Consider the following 18974-nt stretch of genomic DNA (forward strand, 5'->3'; position numbering starts at 1 on the left):
GGCGGCCTCCCGCTGGCCCGCGTCGGCACGACGATCGCGCCGGACACCAGCGGCTGGTACGTCCGCCCCGACACCCTCGCCAGCCGTCACGGCGCCCAGCAGCTGACCGTCCGCCACGTCCACCACGGCACCTACCGCCCCGCCACCCCCACCCAGGGCAAGGCCCTCCGCGACCTCGCGGCCGAGCCCTTCACCAGCACGCGGTGGACCGTCGCGAACGGCCCCGTCACCGTCCTGACCGTCCAGGCCCCCACCGAGGACCCCCGCTTCGCCCGAACCACCGCCGAGCGGGACCAGCTCCTCGCCGAGCTGCGCGCCGCCGCGGCCGACACCCCCGCCCACGCCGCCTACCTCGACCAGCTCACCACCCACTACGAGACGACCGGCACCGACCACGGCGCCCCCGAGGGCGACACCATCGAAGGCCTGGACGGGTACTGGAGCTCGGTCCTGTGGTGCGAAGCCCGCACCATCTACACCCCCGCCCGCCGAGGGGTGACCGCCTACTCCGCGAACTACCGGCGCCTGCGGAACCTGAAGCACAACCCGGCGCTGACCGTACACACCCTCGCCGTGCCCCCGCAGATCACCGACCACATCCACGACACCGACGACCCCCACATCCGCGCCGCACTCACCACCGCCACCCGCAAGGGCCACACCACCTACCTCACCGCACCCCTGTGGCTCCACAAGGACATCCTCGACCTCACCGTGATCAAGGACGTCCACGTGCTCTGTCCAGCCCCATGGACCGCGCGGCCTCCGTCTGCGTGCTGTAGAAGCGCTGCACACGCCGAGCGGCAACGCTCCGCCGCCTGCGTAAGTCCGGCATGGTCTCCGTCTTGATGAAGTCCATGACCCGTCGCAGCCCCTCAACCTCGGCCGCCGCCACGTCCCTGGAGGCCTGCTGGTCGGCTGGGCTCTGGGAGGCCCACGCCGTCTCGGCGTAGTGGACCAGCCGTCCGAGCTGAAGAACGAGCGCGAGGTCACCCGGCAGGCCGGACTCGTCGAAGGTGTTCTCGTCCGGGTTCTTGCCGACCAGTAGAGCAGTTCGCAGGCGTCCTGCGGCGTCATGCTCTCCCACTCGGTGGGCTCGGCCGACTCGTTGCAGGCGTAGCGCCCAGCGCTCGTGCGCCACAGCCCAGCAGCGGGCTCCTGCCACGGGTAGAGGCAGGTCGCGGCCGAAAGGTCGAACGGACAGCCGGCCTGACGACGCGATGCGGACGTCCTCGCCGTCGAGGTAGACGGTGTCCCACTGGCCAAAGCCCCCCGGGTCGGCCGCCGCGGCATCGAGCAGGTCCCACACCGCCTCGACGGCGTGCTCGGGAAGTGCGGCAAGGACCTTCGCGGCCCGTGTCGAAAAGCGGACCGCGTACAGGGGCAGGCTCACCTGCGCCTGCCCCGTAGTTCGGCCACGTCCACGAAACCGGACTCGTCGCAGCCCTACGCCACGAACGCGTCGACCGCAGGGCGGAAGATAGGGGGGCCTGCCAGACCTGTACCACTTCGTAGAGGGCGGTCAGGGAGAACGACCGGCGCAACTCCTCCAGCGCTGCCGCCCACTGCTCCTCGAACGCCGGCACCCACCGCTGTGCACGCCGATCCGCCCGTAGCTGGGCGCGGAGTTCAGCTGGCGCGCCGGGTGCGGGTGCGTATGCCACGGCAGGTGCGGGCCTGTACCCGGGCTGCGCGCTCATCAGCCCCTCCTACGCCAGGGGCTCCCCCTACCGTGGAACCGGGAGGCAAGCACAGGCGCGCGCTTCTGCGGTGAATCGGGCCACCGTCGGGTCGGCCGGCGCTCCCGCGGTGTCAGTGGAGGTGCCACCACAGGCCGCCCGCGGCCGCCGGGAGGCAGAAGACCAGCAGGACGAGGCTGCCGAACACGCCGGTCCGGGGGTCCTCGCTGAAGTTCTCCGGATCGCGGGGGTCGTAGAACACGCTGATCGTGTCCGGGGGCGTGTACGCGTTGATGCGGGCATGCGACTCCCCCTGGACCGTGGCACCGCCCGGCGGCGTGAACCGGACGATCGGGTAGAAGTGCACGTCGCCGTCCCCGTCCTCGTGCTCCCGCACTCCGACGACCTCCGCGTCGATGGGGATCGCCCGCCGCTTGAAGCCGAGCTCAAACCGGGTCCACACCACCCCCGCCACACACCCGGCAACGCCGACGACGGTGACCAGCCACATCGCTATCAAATCCCCCACCGGGCCAGCGTAGAGGCAACGCCTCTACGCCTGTGAGCCGCGCAGCGGTGGAACCTTCCTCTGGTGGCCGGTCGGCCGTGCGGTCTGCGCTCAGGGACCTGCTGTGCGCTACGGGGTCGCCCGGTGGGAGGCGTAGCGGCCCCAGGCGTCGGTGAGGTTCTGCAACGTCGCCGGGGTGGCCCCGAGGTCCTCCAGCTGGCCGGTGAAGGTCTCCAGCCGGTCGGGGCCCTGGGGCCAGTGCGGATCAGCCGCCGCCGAGCGGGCGAGTTCGCCCAGTGCACCGCGCGCCGTCACGTGGCCCAGGAGCCGCGTCGTGAAGCCACCCATCGGGCCATCCCCATATCGCAAGATCAACCTCTCCGGGGCCACGGTGCGACCCCCTGGCACAACCGGTGACCGTTCCCGGCGGAAGGGGCCGGCCCGCCGGTGCCGTGGCGCACGATTCGGGACCGCGTCTTCCGCTCTGGTGTGCCATCGCGGCCGCCCCATTTGACGGCGGGCGGCGGAGCTTTCCGCACGCTGGCCGCATGCTGGTGGGCACGGATCGAGGTGGAACCAACCGAGACGTCCCAATCGATCCCACCGGCGGCATCGACTTGGGGCTACACCTGCTGGAGCAGCCGTTCCCAGGTTCCGTCGGCCGACCAGCGCCGGTCGCGCTCGTAGACGGTCTTCCATGGCCCGTAGCGTTCAGGCAGGACACGCCACGCACCCCGGTCCGCACCCGGTGCAGGATGCCGTTGATCACCTGTCCGGTGATCGCGCCACCGCCCGCAGCGGTCGTTGCCCGTCCCCGACCGGTCACGCAAGAGCCAACGAACCAGTGGGGGACATGGGTAAGGTCAGCATCTGCGATGCCACCACGCCAGCCCCGGGTCTTCCGTCGGCTCGTGATGCGTTCGCCCGAGGAGCACCGCGTCCAGGCGCTCGACCTGCACCCGAAGTTCGCCGGCGGCCCTTGGCGGAAGCATGAACAGAGCGTCTTGCAGCTTGTCCCGGGCCCAACCCTCGCCGCAGCAGGGGCAGGTGAACTCCGCCTCCCATTGCCTCCACCGGCGCCTCGTGCCGTGGACGCGCACGGACCACACGCGCAGCGCCACCGCCACGATGCCCGGAGACAATCGCTCCCGTTCGAGCACACGGACAGCGGCATTCGCCGCTCCAGACAGACCTGGGACATCGCGATACCGCACCCACGGTCTACCCCAGCCGCGGTCCCGCGGCCGAATCGAAGCTGGTGTTCTACGAGGCACGGCCCCTTCGGATGCAAGTCATGGACGGCATCCTCCCACAGCCCAAGATCGGCCGGACAGAACCCAAGTGGAGGGGGTGGCGGAAGACGCCGCCGTGGTCGACCGCGCGCTGATCTCGGCCACCAGCTCGGGCCGGACGAGACACACGTCCAGAACGTCGCGGCTGCCCCACGCCGAGGCGAACGTGACCCCCGTCCACGGATGCGACGGGCCGGCCGCGGCCAGCAGCCCGCCGACCTGCTGGGCGGCGTCCGGGCGCAGCGGGACCATGCGGCCCACCGCGCGCAGGACACCGTGGCCGTCGTAGCGGCCCAGGATCAGGAGCTGGAGGCGGGTGAAGGTGCCGGTGATCTGCTCGGCGAGGTGCATGCGGGGCCGATCGGACGCTTCGGAGTCCGTCAGCCGAGGCGGCCGACGTGGATGACCACGATGGTGACAGTGGCCTCGGTGATGTCGTACAGGACCCGGTAGCGGCCGACGTGCATCCGGCGCAGGTCCGGGGAGCCGTGCGGGATGGTGCCGTCGGGCCGGGGCTGGTCGGCGAGGAGGTCGACCGCGTCCATCTGCTGTCGCAGGCCGTCTGGGTCCTCCTTGAGGAAGTGGGCGGCCGCGTTGATGGCGGTCTCGTGCCAGACGATCGCGTAGGTCACCCGCGCTCAAGGCCGAGCCGGGCACGGACGTCCTCGTGCGGGACGGTCTCGGCCCCGCCAGCGGACTGCCGCTCCCGATAGAGCGCCAGCGCGAGCGCGTCCTCGAGGTCGGCGAGCTCTTGGGGGTTGATGAGCACGGCCGCGGGCTGGCCGTGGTCGGTGATGGTGATGCGCTCCCGGGTAACCGAAAAAGGGCGCCAGCCGCCCAGCAATGGTGCGGATGGCGCCCCAGAGATTCGGTTGCCCGAGTCGGCTGGTTACCGACTTTGGGAGTTCAGGCCGCCGGACTCTTTCGGCGCCCACACCGGTGCGGCTTCGGCTTCCGTTGCATCAGGCTCTGCCAGGCCCACGCGCCAGCCGTGTGCTGCTCCGCTGTCGTTGGTCGCCTGTACCTGAATTTCTTTGATCTGGGACGTGTCATGGAAGTACAGCACCACGACCTGACGCTCTGAGCCCTCGTCGTAGAAGTCGGCCGTGACCTTGCCTTGGGCCCCCTTACCGAAAAACCTGATCCAGTGGGAGGTGGTCTTTTCGGCATCGCTCTTGTCGGCGTCTTCGGAAGCAAGCGCCTCCAGTGCGGCAGCGTCCCCGTCAGCGATGGCCCAGACGACCTCTTGAGTCACTTGCAGCGACCCTGTAGACGGGTAGCCGACCACGGCCAGCGGTTGGTGGCTGCTGTAGTCACTCCGGTACCGCAGGGCATCCTCGCCATCGGAAGCGCAAGCCGTCAGCAGATTCACACCGATGCCGGCAGCGATCACCGCGCCGATTGCCCTCTTCCTCACGAAGCCCCCCAAGGTCGAATGCTGAAAACGTTGGAAATCGGGTGGCGTGACGACTGCGGGTTCTACGTGTCCCGTCGCGCCGTGACCAGGCCCGTCTCGTACGCGGCGATGACCGCCTGGGCCCGGTCACGGACCCGCAGCTTGGCGAAGAGGCCGGTGATGTGGTTCTTGACGGTGGAGGCGCTCACCCCGAGCCGGTCGGCTATCTGTGTGTTGTCCGAGCCGGCGGCGATCAGTCGCCACACCTCTCGCTCACGGGGTGTGAGTCCCTCGGCGCCGGCGGTCGGCGAAGGGGCCATCCGGAGGTCCGGGGCCGTGACGTGCCGGGAGATGAGCCGGGTCAGGAGCCTCGGGGCGAGGATCGCCTCGCCGTCGCGGACCACACGCAGGGCGGCGACGAGGTCTTCGGGCGAGATGTCCTTGGGCAGGAAGCCACAGGCCCCGGCCCTCAGGGCGCCCACGACGTGTTCGTCCATGTCGAAGGTGCTCAGGGCCAGGACCCGGCAGTCGGGCAGTTCGGCGGTGAGCCGCTCGGTGGCGGCGATGCCGTCCAGTACCGGCATGCGGATGTCCATCACGACCACGTCGGGCCGGTGCTCGTGGGCGAGGCGGACCGCCTCGGCACCGTCCGCGGCCTCGGCCACGACCTGGAAGCCGGGTTCGGGGGCGAGCATCAGGGCCAGGCCACGGCGGACGAGCGGCTGGTCGTCCGCGATGAGGACCCTCACGGCCGCGCTCACGCGTATGCCCCCTGGCGATCGGCGGGCAGGGGGAGTTGGGCCCGGACGGCGAACCCCCCGCCCTCCGGTCCGGCCCGCAGGGTGCCGCCATGGAGGGCGACGCGTTCCCGCATGCCCATGAGCCCGTAGCCCGAGCCGCGTGCGAGGGGACGGCCGGGACGCGGGCCGTCGTCGGTGACGGTGACCCGCACCTCGTCGACGGTGAAGGTGAGCCGCACGTCGACGTGCGCGCCGCCGCCCGCGTGCCTGCGGGCGTTGGTGAGGGCTTCCTGAACGATGCGAAAGACGGTGAGGGCCATGCCGGGCGGAACCGAACGCGGGTCGCCGTCGGTGGTGAGGGTGGTGGGGAGGCCCGCGCGGCGGCTGTCCCCGACGATTCGGTCGAGGTCGCCGATGCCGGGTTGCGGCGCAGTGGTCTCTCCCTCGTCGTTCTCGTCGCCGGCGCGCAGGACGTCGAGCAGGTGGCGCATCTCGCGCAGGGCGGTGCGACCGGATCCCTCAAGGGTGACGAGTGCCTCGCGGGCCGCCTCCGGGGAGCGGTCGAGGTTGGCCCGGGCGCCACCGGCGAGCAACTGCATCGTGGTCAGGTGATGGGCGACGATGTCGTGGAGTTCCCTCGCGATGCGGCGTCGTTCGTCGGAGACGGCCTGCTCGGCGAGCAGCCGACGCTGGGCCTCGGTGTTGCGCTGCCAGCGCCCGACCACGGCCGCGGCGCCGGCCACTAGCAGCGCTGACGCCGCGTTGGGGACAAAGTCCATCAGGGAGGGCGCGGGCAGTCCCGGGTGGATGAAGTGGAGCACGGCGACGCAGCCGGCGACGGCCGCGGCGCCGAGCGCGGCACGGTGGTGACGTACAGCGGTGTAGAGGGCGACGACGGTTGCGGCCCCGTAGTGGTGCCCCACCGAACTGGACCAGGTCAGCGCCACGTTCGCCGCGAGGACGCACGCGAGGACGCACAAGGGCGCGCGGCGGCGCGCCAGCAGGAACAAGGAGGCCGTGACCACGAGCAGGCATCCGGTCAGCGGCACGTGTCCGCGGTCCATCTGGCTGGTGACGGTGAAGCCCACCAGGTCGACGGCCGCGGCGCCGGCGGCGACGAGTCCGTCGTGCCGGCTCCACAGCCCCGTCCTTCCGCGCCGGTCCCCCGCCCCGCCGGGGAGCGTCCCGATGGTGTCGTCCGGCAGGCCGGCGCCGGACGTGCCCGCCCAGCCCCGTTCCCGGCCGGGGCGCGTTTCGTCCGCGCGCCGTCCCATCTCCGCCTCCTCGTGTGTTTCCGTGCTTCCTCTGACGCTGCCGTTGGCGCATCGATGACCTGCGGTTCGTCGGTCGAGTGTCCCATGGTGCCGGTGTGGCGGGGCCGTGGCGTCGGGAGCGAGAGGGAGGCGTGGCTGGGAGCAGGCTCCCAGCGGCGGGAGGCCGTGGGCCCGGGCTCCCAGGGGGGTTCTCGTTCCCGGCGCCGAGGTGCGTGCCCCGCGTGGCTGATGTGCTGGGAACGTGCCGGAGCGACCCGGCGCGGGGCGCTGCCCCGGACGTCCACGCTCTCGTGCCCCCCTTTACCCGTACCCCTTTCCCGGAGGACTCCCGTGATCCGTGCCCTGACCGGCTTTTCGACCCGCAGACCATGGCGGGTCATCATCGTGTGGGCGGTGCTCGGCGTCTTCGTGGCGCTCGTGGGCCAGGCTCTCGTCTTCCGCGTGACGCACACCGACAGCGCCGGTTTCCTTCCCCCGGAGTACGAGGCCGCCGGGGCGCTGCGGGTCGCGCGTGAGGAGTTCGGCGCGGAGCCCGACGCCGACGCGGTGACGGTGCTGGTGGCAAGGCGCGACGGCAGGCCGCTGGAGGACGCGGACAAGCGGCGCGTGGAGGGCGTGGCGCGCGAACTGAGCGCCACGCGCATGGAGATGCCGTGGACGGACCAGCAGATACGGGGACTCTCCGAGGACTACTCCCAGGTCCCCCGCGTGGCACTTGTGACGACCGCTCCGGACGGGTCGTTCGCTCTGCTCGGCGCCCGGCTGCGGGGCAACTCCACAGACCCCGGCATGCACTCCCTGTACCGGGTCTTCACCGACCGCGCCCAGCAGGAGTTCGGCGAGGCCGGGCTGCGCACGGGGTTCACCGGGGGCCTGGCGGACGTGGTGGACCGCGCCGAAGCGGAGGAGACGACGCAGACAGTGGTCGGGCTGCTGGTGGTCGGGCTGATCGTTCTGGTGAACGTGTTGGTGTTCCGCAGTGTCCTGGCCGCGTTCGTCCCGTTGTTCGCGGTGTCCGTGGTGGGGGGTGCCGCCGTCGGCGCGGTCGTGGGTGCGGCCCTCCTGACCGGTTTCGACCTCGACCCGGGCACCCCGAGCATGATCGGCACCGTGCTGATCGGCATCGGTGTCGACTACTTCCTCTTCCTGCTGTTCCGCTTCCGGGAGGAGTTGCGGCGGCGCCCGGAGGAAGACCACCGCGCGGTGGCGGCGGACGTGGCCGGGCGGGTGGGCACCGCGGTGACCTCGGCGGCGCTGACGATCGTGGCGGCCTTCGCGACGCTCGGTATGGCGACGTTCGGGCAGTTCCGGGTGCTCGGGCCGTCGGTGGCGGTGTCGGTTCTGGTGATGCTGGTGGCGAGTCTGACCCTGATGCCGGCGCTGCTGGCGGTGACCGGCCGGAAGATGTTCTGGCCGTCGCGGACCCTGTCGGAGACGGCTGGGCGGACCGGAGCAGCGGGGCGTACAGGAGAGTTGGTGGCACGCCGCCCGGTGCTGGTGCTCGTTGCGTCGGTGGCCCTCCTCGGCGCCCTGACGGCGGGTGTGGCGGGCGTCCGCATGGACTTCGGGGCCGGCGGCACCCCCCGCGACACGGCGGCCGCCGCGACGGCGCGGGAGATCGCCAGCGCCCTGCCGGCGGGAATGTCCGACCCGACGACGGTGTACGTCACCGCCGACGACGGCCGGGCCCTGGATCCTGCACAGCTGGGCGTCGTGCACCGGGCACTGTCGGAGGTGACCGGCGTGGGCAAGGTGGCCGCCCCCGTGTACGACGCCGACCGCACTGCCGCCAGGCTGGACGCCTACTTGACGATGGACACCCAGTCGCAGCGCGCCCGGGATCTCGTGGCGGGCCCGGTGCGCCAAGCCGTCCGGGAGGCGACGCCCGCCGGACTCACCGTGCACGTGGGCGGCACGGCGGCCGTGTTCGCCGATGTGGCGACGGCGGTCGACCGGGACCTGCGGACGGTGTTTCCAGTGGCGGCGGCGCTGATCGCCCTGATCCTCGTGGTGCTGTTGCGCAGCCTGGCAGCGCCGGTGATGCTGATGCTCGCGGTCGGGCTGTGCTTCGCGGCGACGTTCGGCGCCTCCGCGCTGGTGTTCCAGCACATCGGCGGCGAGGCGGGCGTGACCTTCGTCCTGCCGCTGGTGCTGTTCCTCTTCGTGGTGGCCCTGGGTACCGACTACAACATCCTGATCAGCGACCGCCTGCGTGAGGAGATGGCGCAAGAGGGGTCGGTCCGCGCCGCTGTGGCCCGCGCGGTCCGGCACACAGCGCCGGCCATCGCCACGGCCGGGGTCGTCCTCGCAGCCTCCTTCGGCAGCCTCGCGGTGAACGCGGACCCCTCCACCCGGCAGCTGGGCTTCGCCATGGCCCTGGGCATCCTCCTGTCCGCCTTCGTCGTGTCGCTCCTGCTGGTCCCGGCGGCCGCGGCACTGCTCGGCCGGGGAATGTGGTGGCCTGTGCGGACAGGACGAGCCCGGAGCGCCAACGCCGGCTCCGTCGACGGCGGAAGCGGGTCCGAGGCCTGCCAGGTCTCATCGGGCCGTCCTCCCGTCGACTGCGAGGTCTGACACACCCGTCAGGCCAGGCTGTCGCCACCACAGGCAGCGTCGTCACCGTGGCAGGTCGCACGCGGGCCCGGCCGGTCGGACACCATCCCGGCCGGGCCCCCCACGTACCCCCTTCGGATGCCCCGTCCGCAGAGGCGAGGGTCCACCGGTGCGTCGGGCGCCGCGGCGACGGGCAGCGCACTCGGGGACCTGGGCAGGTGTCGACGCGGCAGCTGTCGTACGCGCGGCCGTGGACACGCCCGTACGGCAGGCCTCGGCGCGCGTCTCACGCCGGGGCCTGCCGTACGCAGAGCAGGCGCGGGCCCGCAGGACCAAGGACTCCCTGCGCGAACAGACCAGCCGCCGGGGAGGCCGGCGCGGGGCCGCCGTGCCGGGAGCGGTCGTGCGTCAGAACGCGTAGAGCGGGTTGCCGTTCAGGGCCGCGGACATCGCGCAGCCGTTGGAGAACGTGTGCTTCCACGCGAGGCGGCTGCCGCGCCAGACGCCGTCGGCCGTGACGGTGACGGGGTCGTAGTACAGCGGGCAGGCCCGGTCCGAAGCCGGGGTGGACACGAGGCGGTTGAGCTCGCCGTCGGTGGCGTTGAGGGCGTCGCACGCCGCTCGGGGGTCGGGGTGCGTGCCCTCGGCCGTGTAGGCGCAGCTGAGGACGGTCGCCCGCAGGACGGTGCCCGTGCCCGCGTCGTCCCCCTCGGTGACAGTGAGGACCACGGCGGACGGGGCGTACAGGCTCGCGGGCGCCGCTTCGGCCGCGCCCGTGGCGCCGGCGAGGCAGAGGAGGGCGGCGGCGGAGACTGCGGCTAAGCGGGGGCGCATGACAACACTCGCTTTCGATTCGAAGGTGGAAGTCGTGCCACATCTTGCATGTGGCCGCGGACTTACGTCGAGCCTGACAGGTACGAAGGTGAGGCGCACATCGACGGTCGAATTACGGACAGGTGGCGCGGGTTCCGGATGAGCCCGGAGTCCGCACAGCTCCTGCCGGGTGCGGTCGCGGCCGGCTCGGCCGGGGGTGCGCCTCCCGGGCGTACCCGCGCTGGTGGCGGCGGGGTCCGGTGCACCGGAGGGCCCGCCAGGGTGACCGGATCGATGCGGTGGGCGCGTGGCCGGTGGGAGCGGGAGGGGCCGGAGGCGGAGGCCGCTCGCCGTGGCGGTGGCGGGCCGCCGGTTCCGAGCCCGCGCCCCTCGTGCGTTGTGCACGTCGAGCTGGTGACAAACACGACTGTCGTCGGGTCTTTGCGGCGTGACACCTTGGACCGCGTCACCGACCGAGGGAGCAGGAGTGAACAAGGGGCACGCGGCGTTCTGCGACGCCGACCGCTGGTTCTACGACGCGCCGTACCGGCGGGTCGGCGAGAGCTTCCCGGCCGCCCTGGCCCCCGTACCCGAGGGGTGGACCTCGCACCGCAGCGGCGACTGGCTCGCCCTGCGCCCCGTCGGCCTGAGCCTGCCCTCCCAGGGCTGGAAGATCCACGTCTCGGCCGGTCTGGACAACGCGGACGCGGTCCTCGGCAAGGTCCACGCCTACTGCGTGGAGCGGGGCATCGCCTTCAAGTTCGTGCCCAGCCGGTACCTGCTCCACCTGCGCAACGCCAAGTACGCGGACCGCGCGGCGAGCGGGAAGTTCCTCACCGTCTACCCCGCCGACCCGGACGCCTGCCGGCGCATCGCCGAAGACCTCGACGCCCTGCTGGCCGGCGAACCCGGCCCGTACATCCTCAGCGACCTGCGCTGGAACGACGGTCCGGTCCACCTGCGCTACGGCAGCTTCACCCTGCGGCACTGCTACGACGACGCCGGCGAGCTGGTCCCGGCGGTCGAGGCGCCTGACGGCCGCCTGGTGCCGGACGCACGGGTGCCGGTGTTCCAGCCGCCCGCCTGGGTCGAACTCCCCGACTTCCTGCGGCCCCACCTGGAGCGCCGCTCGGCCGTCACCCTGGAGGGCGTCCCGTACACCGTCGAGCGGGCCCTGCACTTCTCCAACGGCGGCGGGGTCTACGCGGGCCGTGACACGCGTACGGGCGAGCCGGTCGTCCTCAAGGAGGGCCGCCCGTTCGCCGGGCTCGCCGCCGACGGGGCGGACGCCGTGACGCGGCTGCACCGGGAGCGCCGGGCCCTGGAGCAGCTCGACGGGCTGGACTGCGTCCCCTCCGTGCGCGGCGCGTTCACCGTCGGCGACCACCACTTCCTCGCGCTCCAGTACCTCGACGGCCGTCCGCTCAACACGTACTTCGCCCGCCGTCATCCCCTGATCGAGGCCGATCCCGCCCCCGCCGAGCTCGCCGCGTACACCGACTGGGCCCTGAAGATCCATGCGCGGGTGACCGAGGCCGTCGAGGCCGTCCACTCCCGCGGCATCGTCTTCAACGACCTCCACCTCTTCAACATCATGGTCGCGGAGGACCCGGACACGGGCGAACCGTCCGTCGCCCTCCTCGACTTCGAGGCCGCCGCGCACGTCGACGAGGGCCTGCGCCAGACGGTCGCCAACCCGGCGTACGTGGCACCGCCCGACCGGCGTGGTTTCGCCGTCGACCGCTACGCCCTGGCCTGTCTCCGCCTCGCCCTGTTCCTGCCGCTGACGAGCCTGCTCGTGATGGACCGGGCGAAGGCGGCGCACCTCGCGGACGTCGCGGCGGAGCAGTTTCCCGTGGCCCGGTCCTTCCTCGACGAGGCCGTACGGGAGATCCTCGCCGACGCCGGGGCCGCGGGGGCAGGCGGGTCCGGCTCCGGGGCCGAAGGGGGGACCCGCACCGGAGCCGGACCCGTTGCAGGCCGATCCGGAGCCGGACCCGCGGCCGTTCCCGGTGGGGCGTCACCCGCCGCGGAGCGGCCCTACCTGCCGGCCGACCCGGGTGACTGGCCGGGCGCCCGCGCCTCCATGACCGCGGCCCTGCACGCCGCGGCCACCCCCGACCGCGAGGACCGGCTCCTGCCGGGGGACCCCGCGCAGTTCTCCACCGCCGGCGGCGGAGTCGCCTTCGGCCACGGAGCCGCCGGCGTCCTGTACGCGCTCGCCGAAACGGGCGCCGGGGCCTGGCCCGAAGGTGAGGAATGGCTGCTGGACCGGACGAAGGACCCGGCCTCCGGCACTCCGCTGGGCTTCTACGACGGCCTTGCCGGACTGGCGTGGACCCACGACCGGCTCGGCCACCGCGACCGCGCGACCGCCCTCGCGGAGCGCCTCCTCGACCAGCCGTGGCAGTCCGCCGGCCCAGACCTGCACAGCGGCCTCGCCGGCATCGGGCTCGCCCTGGACGCCCTCGGCACGGCCACCGGGGAGAGCGCCCTGCACAGCGCCGCCCTGCGCTGCGCCGACCTGGCGTCCGAGGCCGCCGCCGGGCTGAAGCGGGCGGGGCTGCTCTACGGCCACAGCGGCATCGCCCTGCTCCACCTGCGCCTCTACGAGCGCACGGGCGACCCCGAACTGCTCCGGCGCGCCGGCCACTTCCTGCACCGGGATCTGGACCGCTGCGTGACGAGCGCCTTCGGCACTCTCCAAGTGGACGAGGGCCGGCGGACCATGCCCTATCTCGGCGCCGGCAGCGTCGGCATCGGGATGGTGCTCGACGACTGGCTGGAGCACGCGGCGGACGACCGCTTCGAGGAGGCGCGGACCGCGATCGTCCGGGCCGCCCAGGCGACCTTCTACGCCCAGCCCGGCCTCTTCCGCGGAGCCGCCGGCATGATCCTCCACCTGTCCAGGACCACCACGCCCGGCCCCGGCACCGGGGCCGGCGACATCGCCCGGCAGATCGGGGCCCTGGCCCGCCACGCAGTGCCCTACCAGGGACGACTCGCCTTCCCTGGAGAGCAGATGATGCGCCTGTCCATGGACCTCTGCACCGGCACCGCCGGCGTGCTGCTCGACCTCGGCAGCGCCGCGACCGGCGGGCGGGCGCACCTGCCGTTCCTCCCGCCGCCGCGCTCCGCGGCGGCCCCAGAGCCGGTCCCCCACCGGGGGGCCGTAACCCATCGGAACACCCCAGCGAAAGAGAGGAATCAGTCATGACCCTTCTCGACCTGCAGTCGATGGAGACCCCCAAGGAAGAGACCACTGAGGCCGCGCACCTCACCGGCGGAGGCAGCCGCGCCAGCCTGCTCCTGTGCGGCGACAGCAGCCTGAGCATCACCACCTGTAACTGATCGGGTCCCTTCCGGGCCCGGGCGGCATGCCGCCCGGGCCCGCACCCCGTCCCGGAGGAACCGCCGCCCATGACCCCGACCGACGACCCCGGTGGGGCGGCGGCCGCCCGCAGTGCCGACCGGGCGCTGAGGGCGGCCGCGCGGCACAGCGCCGGCCGGACCGCCGCCGTGTTCGGCTGCTCGCTGGCCGCCGCCTGCGCCGCCCTCGCCGAACCCGCCGTCCTCGGCCACTGCCTCGACCTGCTCCTGCGCCGCGACCCGGCCGGCACCCGGTGGGCCCTGCTGTACGCGGCGTTGACCCTGGCGGAAGTACTGCTCGACGCCTCGACCACGCGGCTCACCGGCAGCGTCGACGCCCGCTCCGCCGCCTGGCTGCGCCGGCGCGGACTCACGGCCCTGCTGGGCACCGCGCCGCACCACGCGGAGCGCCACCCCGGGGAGGTGTCGGCGCGGTTCACGGCGCACGCCGCGGCCGCCGGAACCGTTCCGGCGGCCGCGGCGACGGCCGCGACGGCCCTGCTGCCGCCGATCGGCGGACTGGCGGCCCTGTTCCTCGTCGACGTCTGGACCGGCGTGGCCTTCCTGGTCGGACTCCCCCTGCTGGCCCTGCTGCTGCGGACGTTCGCGCGCGCGTCGGGGGCCAGCGTCGGCCGGTACCAGGAGGTGCAGCTCGCCATGGCCGGACGCCTCGCCGAGGCCCTGGCCGGCGCCCGCACCATCGCCGCGGCCGGCACCGCGGACCGGGAGGCCGCCCGGATCCTCGTACACCTGCCCGAATTGGGCCGCGAGGGACGGAAGATGTGGCGGATCTACGGCGCGGCCACCGCCCGTACCGGCACGCTGATGCCCCTCCTGCTGTACGTGGTCCTCGCGGTGGGCGGCCTCCGGCTCGCCGCCGGGGCGCTGGGCGTCGGCGGCCTGCTCGCCGCCGTCCGCTACGCGGGCCTCGCCGCCGGCGTCGGCGCCGTCACGGGCCGGCTGGCCGCGGTGGTGCGCGGCCGGGCCGCGGCCCACCGCACGGCGGCCCTCCTCGACCTGCCGGAGCTCCCGCAGGGCGACCGGCACCGGGCCCCCGCCGGCCCCGGGACCCTGGAACTGCGCGGGGTCCGCGTCGAGCGGGCGGGCAGGACCGTCTTGCACGACGTCGACCTGCGGATACCGGGCGGCTCCACCACCGCGGTGGTGGGCCGCTCGGGCTCTGGCAAGACCCTGCTGGCCGCCGTCGCCGGACGCCTGACGACCTGTGACGCGGGCCAAGTGCTGCTGGACGGCACCCCGCTCGAGGAACTCACCGAGGGAGCGCTGCGCCGGGAGGTGGGCCACGCCTTCGAGCGGCCGGCGCTGTTCGGGGACAGCGTCGGCGCGGCCATCGCGTTCGGCGCTCCGCCGGAGCCCGGCCCGGACGCCGTGCGGGCCGCCGCCCGGGCAGCCGGTGCCGACCCCTTCGTACGCCGCCTGCCGGACGGCTACCGGACGCCGCTCGCCGACGCCCCGATGTCCGGCGGGGAGCTGCAACGGCTGGGGCTGGCACGGGCGTTCTGCCACGCGGGCCGTCTGCTCGTGCTGGACGACGCCACCTCCAGCCTGGACACCGTCACCGCCCGCGAGGTGGAGCGGGCCCTGGTCCACGGGGTGCGCGCAGGAACGCGCCTCGTCGTCACCCACCGCGCCTCCGCGGCCGCCCGCGCCGACCTCGTCGTATGGCTCGAGGACGGCAGGGTGCGGGCGACCGGGACGCACGCCGGGCTGTGGCGGGACCCCGCCTACCGCGCGGTGTTCGGGGGCGGCGGGGCACCCGCCGCCGAGCGGGCCGAGGCGCCGGGCGGCGGGCCCGCGGCGCAGGAGACGGTGCGGTGAAGGGAGACCGGGCAGGTGGCGCGGGAGGCGCCGGGGTGAAGGGGTACGGCGCCGCCGGTGCGGTGGACGGGCACGGTGCCTGGGGGCGGGTCGGAGCCGAGGGGCGGCGCTTCCTGCGCAGGCGGGCCCGGACGCTGGGCACCCTCGCCCTGTGGTCCCTGCTGGATTCCGCCCACACCTTCCTCGGCGGCTACGCGGTGGCCCGCGCCCTCGACGACGGCTTCCTGGCCGCCCGGCCCGGAACGGGCCTGGGCTGGCTCGCCGTCGCCGGGGCCGGCGCCCTCCTGGGCGGGCGCGCCCTGCGGGGGGTGTTCGCGGGGCTCGCCGACCTCGTCGAACCGCTGCGGGACGGTCTGGTCCGCCGGGCCGTGCGCCAAGCGCTGGAGGGCGCCGCCGCCGATCCGGCGCGGGCCGCCCGTTCGGGGGCCGTCTCCCGCCTCACCCAGCAGACCGAGACGGCCCGCGACTCCTTCGCCGGGCTGGTCCTCGTCGCCCGTTCCTTCGTCTTCACCGCGGCGGGCGCGCTGGCCGGGATGGCCGCGCTCGCGCCGGTGCTGCTGCTGTTCGTCCTGCCGCCGCTGCTCGTGGGGACGGCCGGCTTCCTGGTCACCCTGCGCCCCATGGCGCGGGTGCAGCGGCGGGCACTGGACACCGACGAGGCCCTGGCCGCGCGGGCCGGCGAGCTCGCGGCGGGCCTGCGGGACGTGATCGCCTGTGGAGGCGGGGCCCAGGCGGGGAGCCGCCTGGAATCGCTGATCGCCGACCAGGAACGGCTGACCCGGCTGCTCGCCCGCTGGGCCGCCGTGCGCACGGTGGCCCTCGGGGTGGCCGGCCGGCTGCCCGTCGTCGTGCTGCTGCTGGCGGCGCCCTGGCTGCTCGGGCGCGGGCTGAGCGCGGGCGTGCTGGCCGCCGCCCTCACCTACCTGGTCCAGTCGCTGCTGCCGGCGCTCGACGCCCTCATGGGCGCGCTCGGCGCCGCGGGGACCCGGCTCCTGGTGGTGCTGGACCGCTTCTGCCCGCCCCGGCCGGCCTGGGGGCCGGAGCCCACCCCCCGTGCGGACCCGCCTCATCCGTCTCCCGGGACCGCGGGGGTGCGGGAGCTCCGTCCGGGACCGGTGGCCGGCGTCCCGGTTCCCGCGGCCGAGCTGCGCCGGGTGCGCTTCGCATACGGCCCCCACGCGCAGCCTGTGGTAGACGGCCTGGACCTGACCCTGCGCGAGGGGGAGCACCTCGCCGTCGTGGGGCCGAGCGGCATCGGCAAGTCCACCCTCGCCGCGCTCCTGGCCGGGATTCTGCCGCCCGACCGGGGCACCGTACTGCTGGCGGGTGCCCCGGCCGGCCGCCGCCCCGGCCGGGGCCCGGACCCGCGTCGGATTCTGCTGCCGCAGCAGGCCTACGTCTTCACCGGCTCCGTCCGGGAGAACCTCGGCCACCTGTCCCCGGAGCCGGTGCCCGACGAGCGGCTGGAACGCGCCCTGTGCGCCCTCGGCGTGGACGGCCTGGTGGGCCGGCTGGGAGGCCCGGACGCGCCGGTCGACCCGTCCCGGCTGTCCCAGGGCGAGCGCCAGCAGCTGGCCCTCGCGGCCGCGTACCTCTCCCCCGCGCCGCTCCTGCTGCTCGACGAGGCCTCCTGCCACCTCGATGCGCAGGCCGAGGAGCGCGCGGAACGGGCGCTCGCCCGACGCCCGGGAACCCTCGTCGTGGTGGCACACCGCATCTCCTCCGCCGCGCGGGCCGACCGGGTCCTCGTCCTCGACGGCACCCGCGCGGTCCACGGCACGCACGCCGACCTCCCGGCCCGCTCGCCCCTGTACCGCGACCTCGTGGGAGGGTGGGACGCACAGGGGTGAACGGACCGGTGCCCAGGGCCCGGACGCGTCAGACCCAGCCGGCCTGCCGGGAGATCCGGATCGCGTCTATCCGGTTGCGGGCGCCGGTCTTGCGCGTCACGGCGGCCATGTAGTTGCGCACCGTGCCGCTGGCGAGGTGCAGGGCGTGCGCGATCTCCGCGACGGAGTCCCCCTCGGCGGCCCGGGCCAGCACGCTCAGTTCGCGCGGGCTCAGCGGCACGTCGTCGGCCTCGAGGAGGGCCGACGCCAGGGAGGCGTCGACGAACCGCTCCCCGGCGGCGACCTTGCGCACCGCCCGGACCAGCCGGCCGGGCGACCCCTCCTTGTCCACGTAGCCGCGGGCCTCGGCCCGGACACCCCGCCGCAGGGAGCCGGGCGCCCCCGGCGTGGCCAGCACCAGCAGCGGGGGCGGCGGCTCGGGCAGCGGACCGGCGGAGCCGGTGGGGGTGCCGGTGGCGGTGCCGTCCGCGAGGGCGGCCGACGCGCCCGGACAGTCGAGGTCGACGACGGTCACGTCCGGTCGTAAGGACTCGCCCCGCCGTGCGCCGGTCCGCCAGCCGGCGCAGGTGACGTCGAAGCCGCCTTCGGACCTCAGCAGAGCGGCGAGGGCCGACCTCACGATGCTGACGCTGTGCAGGACGAGGACCTTGGTCATCCGGGCTCTCCTCAGGAGGCGATCACTGGGCACCAAGCGCGTGCCCAACTCCGACGCGGAAGAACGTCGTTGTCCGGCCATCCGGGTACCCGTGGCCGAACACCGCTCCCCGACGGGCCGCCCGCTGCGCCGCCACTCCCCACGCCACGCTCCGCAGCTGCGCCCGCGACGCCGCGGAACGCGCGCGGACACCTCGAAACGGTAGGGCTGATTCCGGTCGCATGGCGGCACAGCGGCTCCGGCTCACGGGGTTCGAGCCGGCGCGGGGCTGCTCCCCTGCGGCTGGCGGAGTCGATGTGGCGGGACTTCCGAAGGCACCCCGGATCGGCCACCATGAAGGTCCGTCGGCGCGGCGATCCAAGGGTGCGGATGAGCGAGGGTGGGAACGTTCCGGACGGGCAACGGAGCAGGCCGGAGCAGGTCGGACCCGCTCCGTGGCTGGCGCTGGCCTGTCTGGTCGGGCTGCTTCTGGCCTACGTCGTACTGACGAGCTTCACCGGCGAGCTGCGGGCGGCGCTGTGGGGCGAGCCCGGCACCGTGACCGAAGCCGACTGCCGGACCTACGACAACACCGCGGCCAATGCGGGAACGTCGACGTCCTGCTCGGGCACCTTCACCGCGGACGACGGCGGCTCGTCGTTCGACGTCCCCGTCGAGGGCGACATCGATTCGCCATCGGTCCGCGCATGGCTGGTGGACGGCGCATCCGGCACCGCGTACATCTCCGACCGGAAGCACCCCCGCCCATAAGCGGCTCGACTTCGCCGGTGCCGGCCATACCCGCGATGCGGCTCTGACGGCTGAGGTGTGGAACGGGCAAGCGCCTGCAAACACCAGCACGTCCTGGGAGGCGCAAGGGGAGGCCGAGATCACACACCTGGCACACCCGCGCAGCCGCCGGAACCGCGGTCTTCGACTCCATCGAAGGCTGGTACAGCACCCGCCGCGCGGGACCCTGCCGAGCAAGAGACATCAGTCACACAGACCCCACCTGACCTGCGAAATC

The 18974-nt window shown here is 73.8% G+C and carries 18 protein-coding genes and 1 pseudogene; 7 read left to right on the forward strand and 12 right to left on the reverse strand.

Features of this window, described 5'->3' with window-relative positions; genetic code table 11:
* Positions 1-849, forward strand: an 849-nt coding sequence (locus ACIQUQ_RS33205) for a hypothetical protein (RefSeq protein ID WP_403983529.1), incomplete at its 5' end; no start/stop codon positions are given.
* A 224-nt stretch (positions 850-1073) separates the two neighbouring features.
* Here ACIQUQ_RS33205 and ACIQUQ_RS33210 read toward each other — a convergent pair.
* The 10 genes and pseudogenes from ACIQUQ_RS33210 to ACIQUQ_RS33255 all read right to left on the reverse strand — a co-directional run bounded on the left by ACIQUQ_RS33210 (position 1074) and on the right by ACIQUQ_RS33255 (position 6889).
* The gene (locus ACIQUQ_RS33210) at positions 1074-1700 is read right to left on the reverse strand and encodes a DUF6247 family protein (protein WP_403983531.1); all 627 of its coding nucleotides are present in this window, start codon (positions 1698-1700) and stop codon (positions 1074-1076) included.
* Positions 1701-1812: 112 nt separating this feature from the next.
* Positions 1813-2208 (reverse strand): DUF3592 domain-containing protein, encoded by a 396-nt coding sequence (locus ACIQUQ_RS33215; protein ID WP_403983533.1) that lies wholly within the window; start codon positions 2206-2208, stop codon positions 1813-1815.
* 108 nt (positions 2209-2316) lie between these two features.
* Positions 2317-2535: a hypothetical protein gene (locus tag ACIQUQ_RS33220; RefSeq protein WP_403983535.1), complete on the reverse strand. Its 219-nt coding sequence runs from the start codon at positions 2533-2535 to the stop codon at positions 2317-2319.
* A 161-nt stretch (positions 2536-2696) separates the two neighbouring features.
* Positions 2697-2987: pseudogene (locus tag ACIQUQ_RS33225) on the reverse strand (transposase); the annotation flags it as partial.
* A gap of 492 nt (positions 2988-3479) precedes the next feature.
* Entirely contained in the window at positions 3480-3830 is a 351-nt protein-coding gene (locus tag ACIQUQ_RS33230) for a hypothetical protein (RefSeq protein WP_403983537.1), read from the reverse strand.
* A gap of 29 nt (positions 3831-3859) precedes the next feature.
* Positions 3860-4111, reverse strand: a complete 252-nt coding sequence (locus ACIQUQ_RS33235; RefSeq protein WP_403983539.1) for a type II toxin-antitoxin system RelE/ParE family toxin — start codon at positions 4109-4111, stop codon at positions 3860-3862.
* Positions 4108-4323: a type II toxin-antitoxin system prevent-host-death family antitoxin gene (locus ACIQUQ_RS33240; protein WP_403983541.1), complete on the reverse strand. Its 216-nt coding sequence runs from the start codon at positions 4321-4323 to the stop codon at positions 4108-4110. The genes ACIQUQ_RS33235 and ACIQUQ_RS33240 overlap by 4 nt, the downstream gene beginning before the upstream one ends.
* A 45-nt stretch (positions 4324-4368) precedes the next feature.
* Positions 4369-4908, reverse strand: a complete 540-nt coding sequence (locus ACIQUQ_RS33245; protein ID WP_403983543.1) for a hypothetical protein — start codon at positions 4906-4908, stop codon at positions 4369-4371.
* Between the two features lie 50 nt (positions 4909-4958).
* On the reverse strand, positions 4959-5636 hold the full coding sequence (locus ACIQUQ_RS33250; protein ID WP_403983545.1) for a response regulator: 678 nt from the start codon (positions 5634-5636) through the stop codon (positions 4959-4961).
* Complete coding sequence (locus ACIQUQ_RS33255) at positions 5633-6889, reverse strand: sensor histidine kinase (protein WP_403983547.1); 1257 nt, start codon at positions 6887-6889, stop codon at positions 5633-5635. The genes ACIQUQ_RS33250 and ACIQUQ_RS33255 overlap by 4 nt, the downstream gene beginning before the upstream one ends.
* Positions 6890-7219: 330 nt before the next feature.
* Here ACIQUQ_RS33255 and ACIQUQ_RS33260 point away from each other — a divergent pair, with 330 nt between their 5' ends.
* Entirely contained in the window at positions 7220-9463 is a 2244-nt protein-coding gene (locus ACIQUQ_RS33260) for an MMPL family transporter (RefSeq protein ID WP_403983549.1), read from the forward strand.
* 387 nt (positions 9464-9850) lie between these two features.
* On the opposite strand, the gene ACIQUQ_RS33265 is transcribed toward ACIQUQ_RS33260, so the two are convergent.
* Entirely contained in the window at positions 9851-10276 is a 426-nt protein-coding gene (locus ACIQUQ_RS33265; RefSeq protein WP_403983551.1) for a subtilase-type protease inhibitor, read from the reverse strand.
* A 466-nt stretch (positions 10277-10742) separates the two neighbouring features.
* On the opposite strand from ACIQUQ_RS33265, the gene lanKC reads away from it, so the two are divergent.
* From lanKC to ACIQUQ_RS33285, 4 genes are all read left to right on the forward strand, one after another.
* The gene (gene lanKC / locus ACIQUQ_RS33270) at positions 10743-13472 is read left to right on the forward strand and encodes a class III lanthionine synthetase LanKC (RefSeq protein WP_403983553.1); all 2730 of its coding nucleotides are present in this window, start codon (positions 10743-10745) and stop codon (positions 13470-13472) included.
* Entirely contained in the window at positions 13469-13606 is a 138-nt protein-coding gene (locus tag ACIQUQ_RS33275) for a SapB/AmfS family lanthipeptide (protein WP_403672069.1), read from the forward strand. The genes lanKC and ACIQUQ_RS33275 overlap by 4 nt, the downstream gene beginning before the upstream one ends.
* Before the next feature lie 69 nt (positions 13607-13675).
* The gene (locus ACIQUQ_RS33280) at positions 13676-15463 is read left to right on the forward strand and encodes an ATP-binding cassette domain-containing protein (RefSeq protein ID WP_403983555.1); all 1788 of its coding nucleotides are present in this window, start codon (positions 13676-13678) and stop codon (positions 15461-15463) included.
* A 35-nt stretch (positions 15464-15498) separates the two neighbouring features.
* Positions 15499-17313 carry an ATP-binding cassette domain-containing protein gene (locus tag ACIQUQ_RS33285; RefSeq protein WP_403983557.1) on the forward strand — a complete coding sequence of 605 codons (1815 nt, stop codon included), beginning with the start codon at positions 15499-15501 and terminating at the stop codon, positions 17311-17313.
* A gap of 28 nt (positions 17314-17341) precedes the next feature.
* Here ACIQUQ_RS33285 and ACIQUQ_RS33290 read toward each other — a convergent pair whose 3' ends face one another.
* Positions 17342-17968 carry a response regulator transcription factor gene (locus ACIQUQ_RS33290; RefSeq protein WP_403983559.1) on the reverse strand — a complete coding sequence of 209 codons (627 nt, stop codon included), beginning with the start codon at positions 17966-17968 and terminating at the stop codon, positions 17342-17344.
* Between the two features lie 369 nt (positions 17969-18337).
* Between ACIQUQ_RS33290 and ACIQUQ_RS33295 the strand changes: the two genes are divergently transcribed.
* The gene (locus ACIQUQ_RS33295) at positions 18338-18718 is read left to right on the forward strand and encodes a hypothetical protein (RefSeq protein ID WP_403983560.1); all 381 of its coding nucleotides are present in this window, start codon (positions 18338-18340) and stop codon (positions 18716-18718) included.
* Positions 18719-18974 lie beyond the last annotated feature (256 nt).

It is taken from the genome of Streptomyces sp. NPDC101118 (assembly GCF_044759445.1).
Classification (GTDB): Bacteria; Actinomycetota; Actinomycetes; order Streptomycetales; family Streptomycetaceae; genus Streptomyces.

What these genes read in the sequence shown, in the direction of transcription:
- ACIQUQ_RS33230 (WP_403983537.1), bottom strand. Translation starts at nt 3,830, where the DNA reads ATGCACCTCGCCGAGCAGATCACCGGCACCTTCACCCGCCTCCAGCTC.
- ACIQUQ_RS33220 (WP_403983535.1), bottom strand. Translation starts at nt 2,535, where the DNA reads ATGGGTGGCTTCACGACGCGGCTCCTGGGCCACGTGACGGCGCGCGGT.
- ACIQUQ_RS33265 (WP_403983551.1), bottom strand. Translation starts at nt 10,276, where the DNA reads ATGCGCCCCCGCTTAGCCGCAGTCTCCGCCGCCGCCCTCCTCTGCCTC.
- ACIQUQ_RS33275 (WP_403672069.1), top strand. Translation starts at nt 13,469, where the DNA reads ATGACCCTTCTCGACCTGCAGTCGATGGAGACCCCCAAGGAAGAGACC.
- ACIQUQ_RS33295 (WP_403983560.1), top strand. Translation starts at nt 18,338, where the DNA reads ATGAGCGAGGGTGGGAACGTTCCGGACGGGCAACGGAGCAGGCCGGAG.
- ACIQUQ_RS33210 (WP_403983531.1), bottom strand. Translation starts at nt 1,700, where the DNA reads ATGAGCGCGCAGCCCGGGTACAGGCCCGCACCTGCCGTGGCATACGCA.
- ACIQUQ_RS33255 (WP_403983547.1), bottom strand. Translation starts at nt 6,889, where the DNA reads ATGGGACGGCGCGCGGACGAAACGCGCCCCGGCCGGGAACGGGGCTGG.
- ACIQUQ_RS33280 (WP_403983555.1), top strand. Translation starts at nt 13,676, where the DNA reads ATGACCCCGACCGACGACCCCGGTGGGGCGGCGGCCGCCCGCAGTGCC.
- ACIQUQ_RS33290 (WP_403983559.1), bottom strand. Translation starts at nt 17,968, where the DNA reads ATGACCAAGGTCCTCGTCCTGCACAGCGTCAGCATCGTGAGGTCGGCC.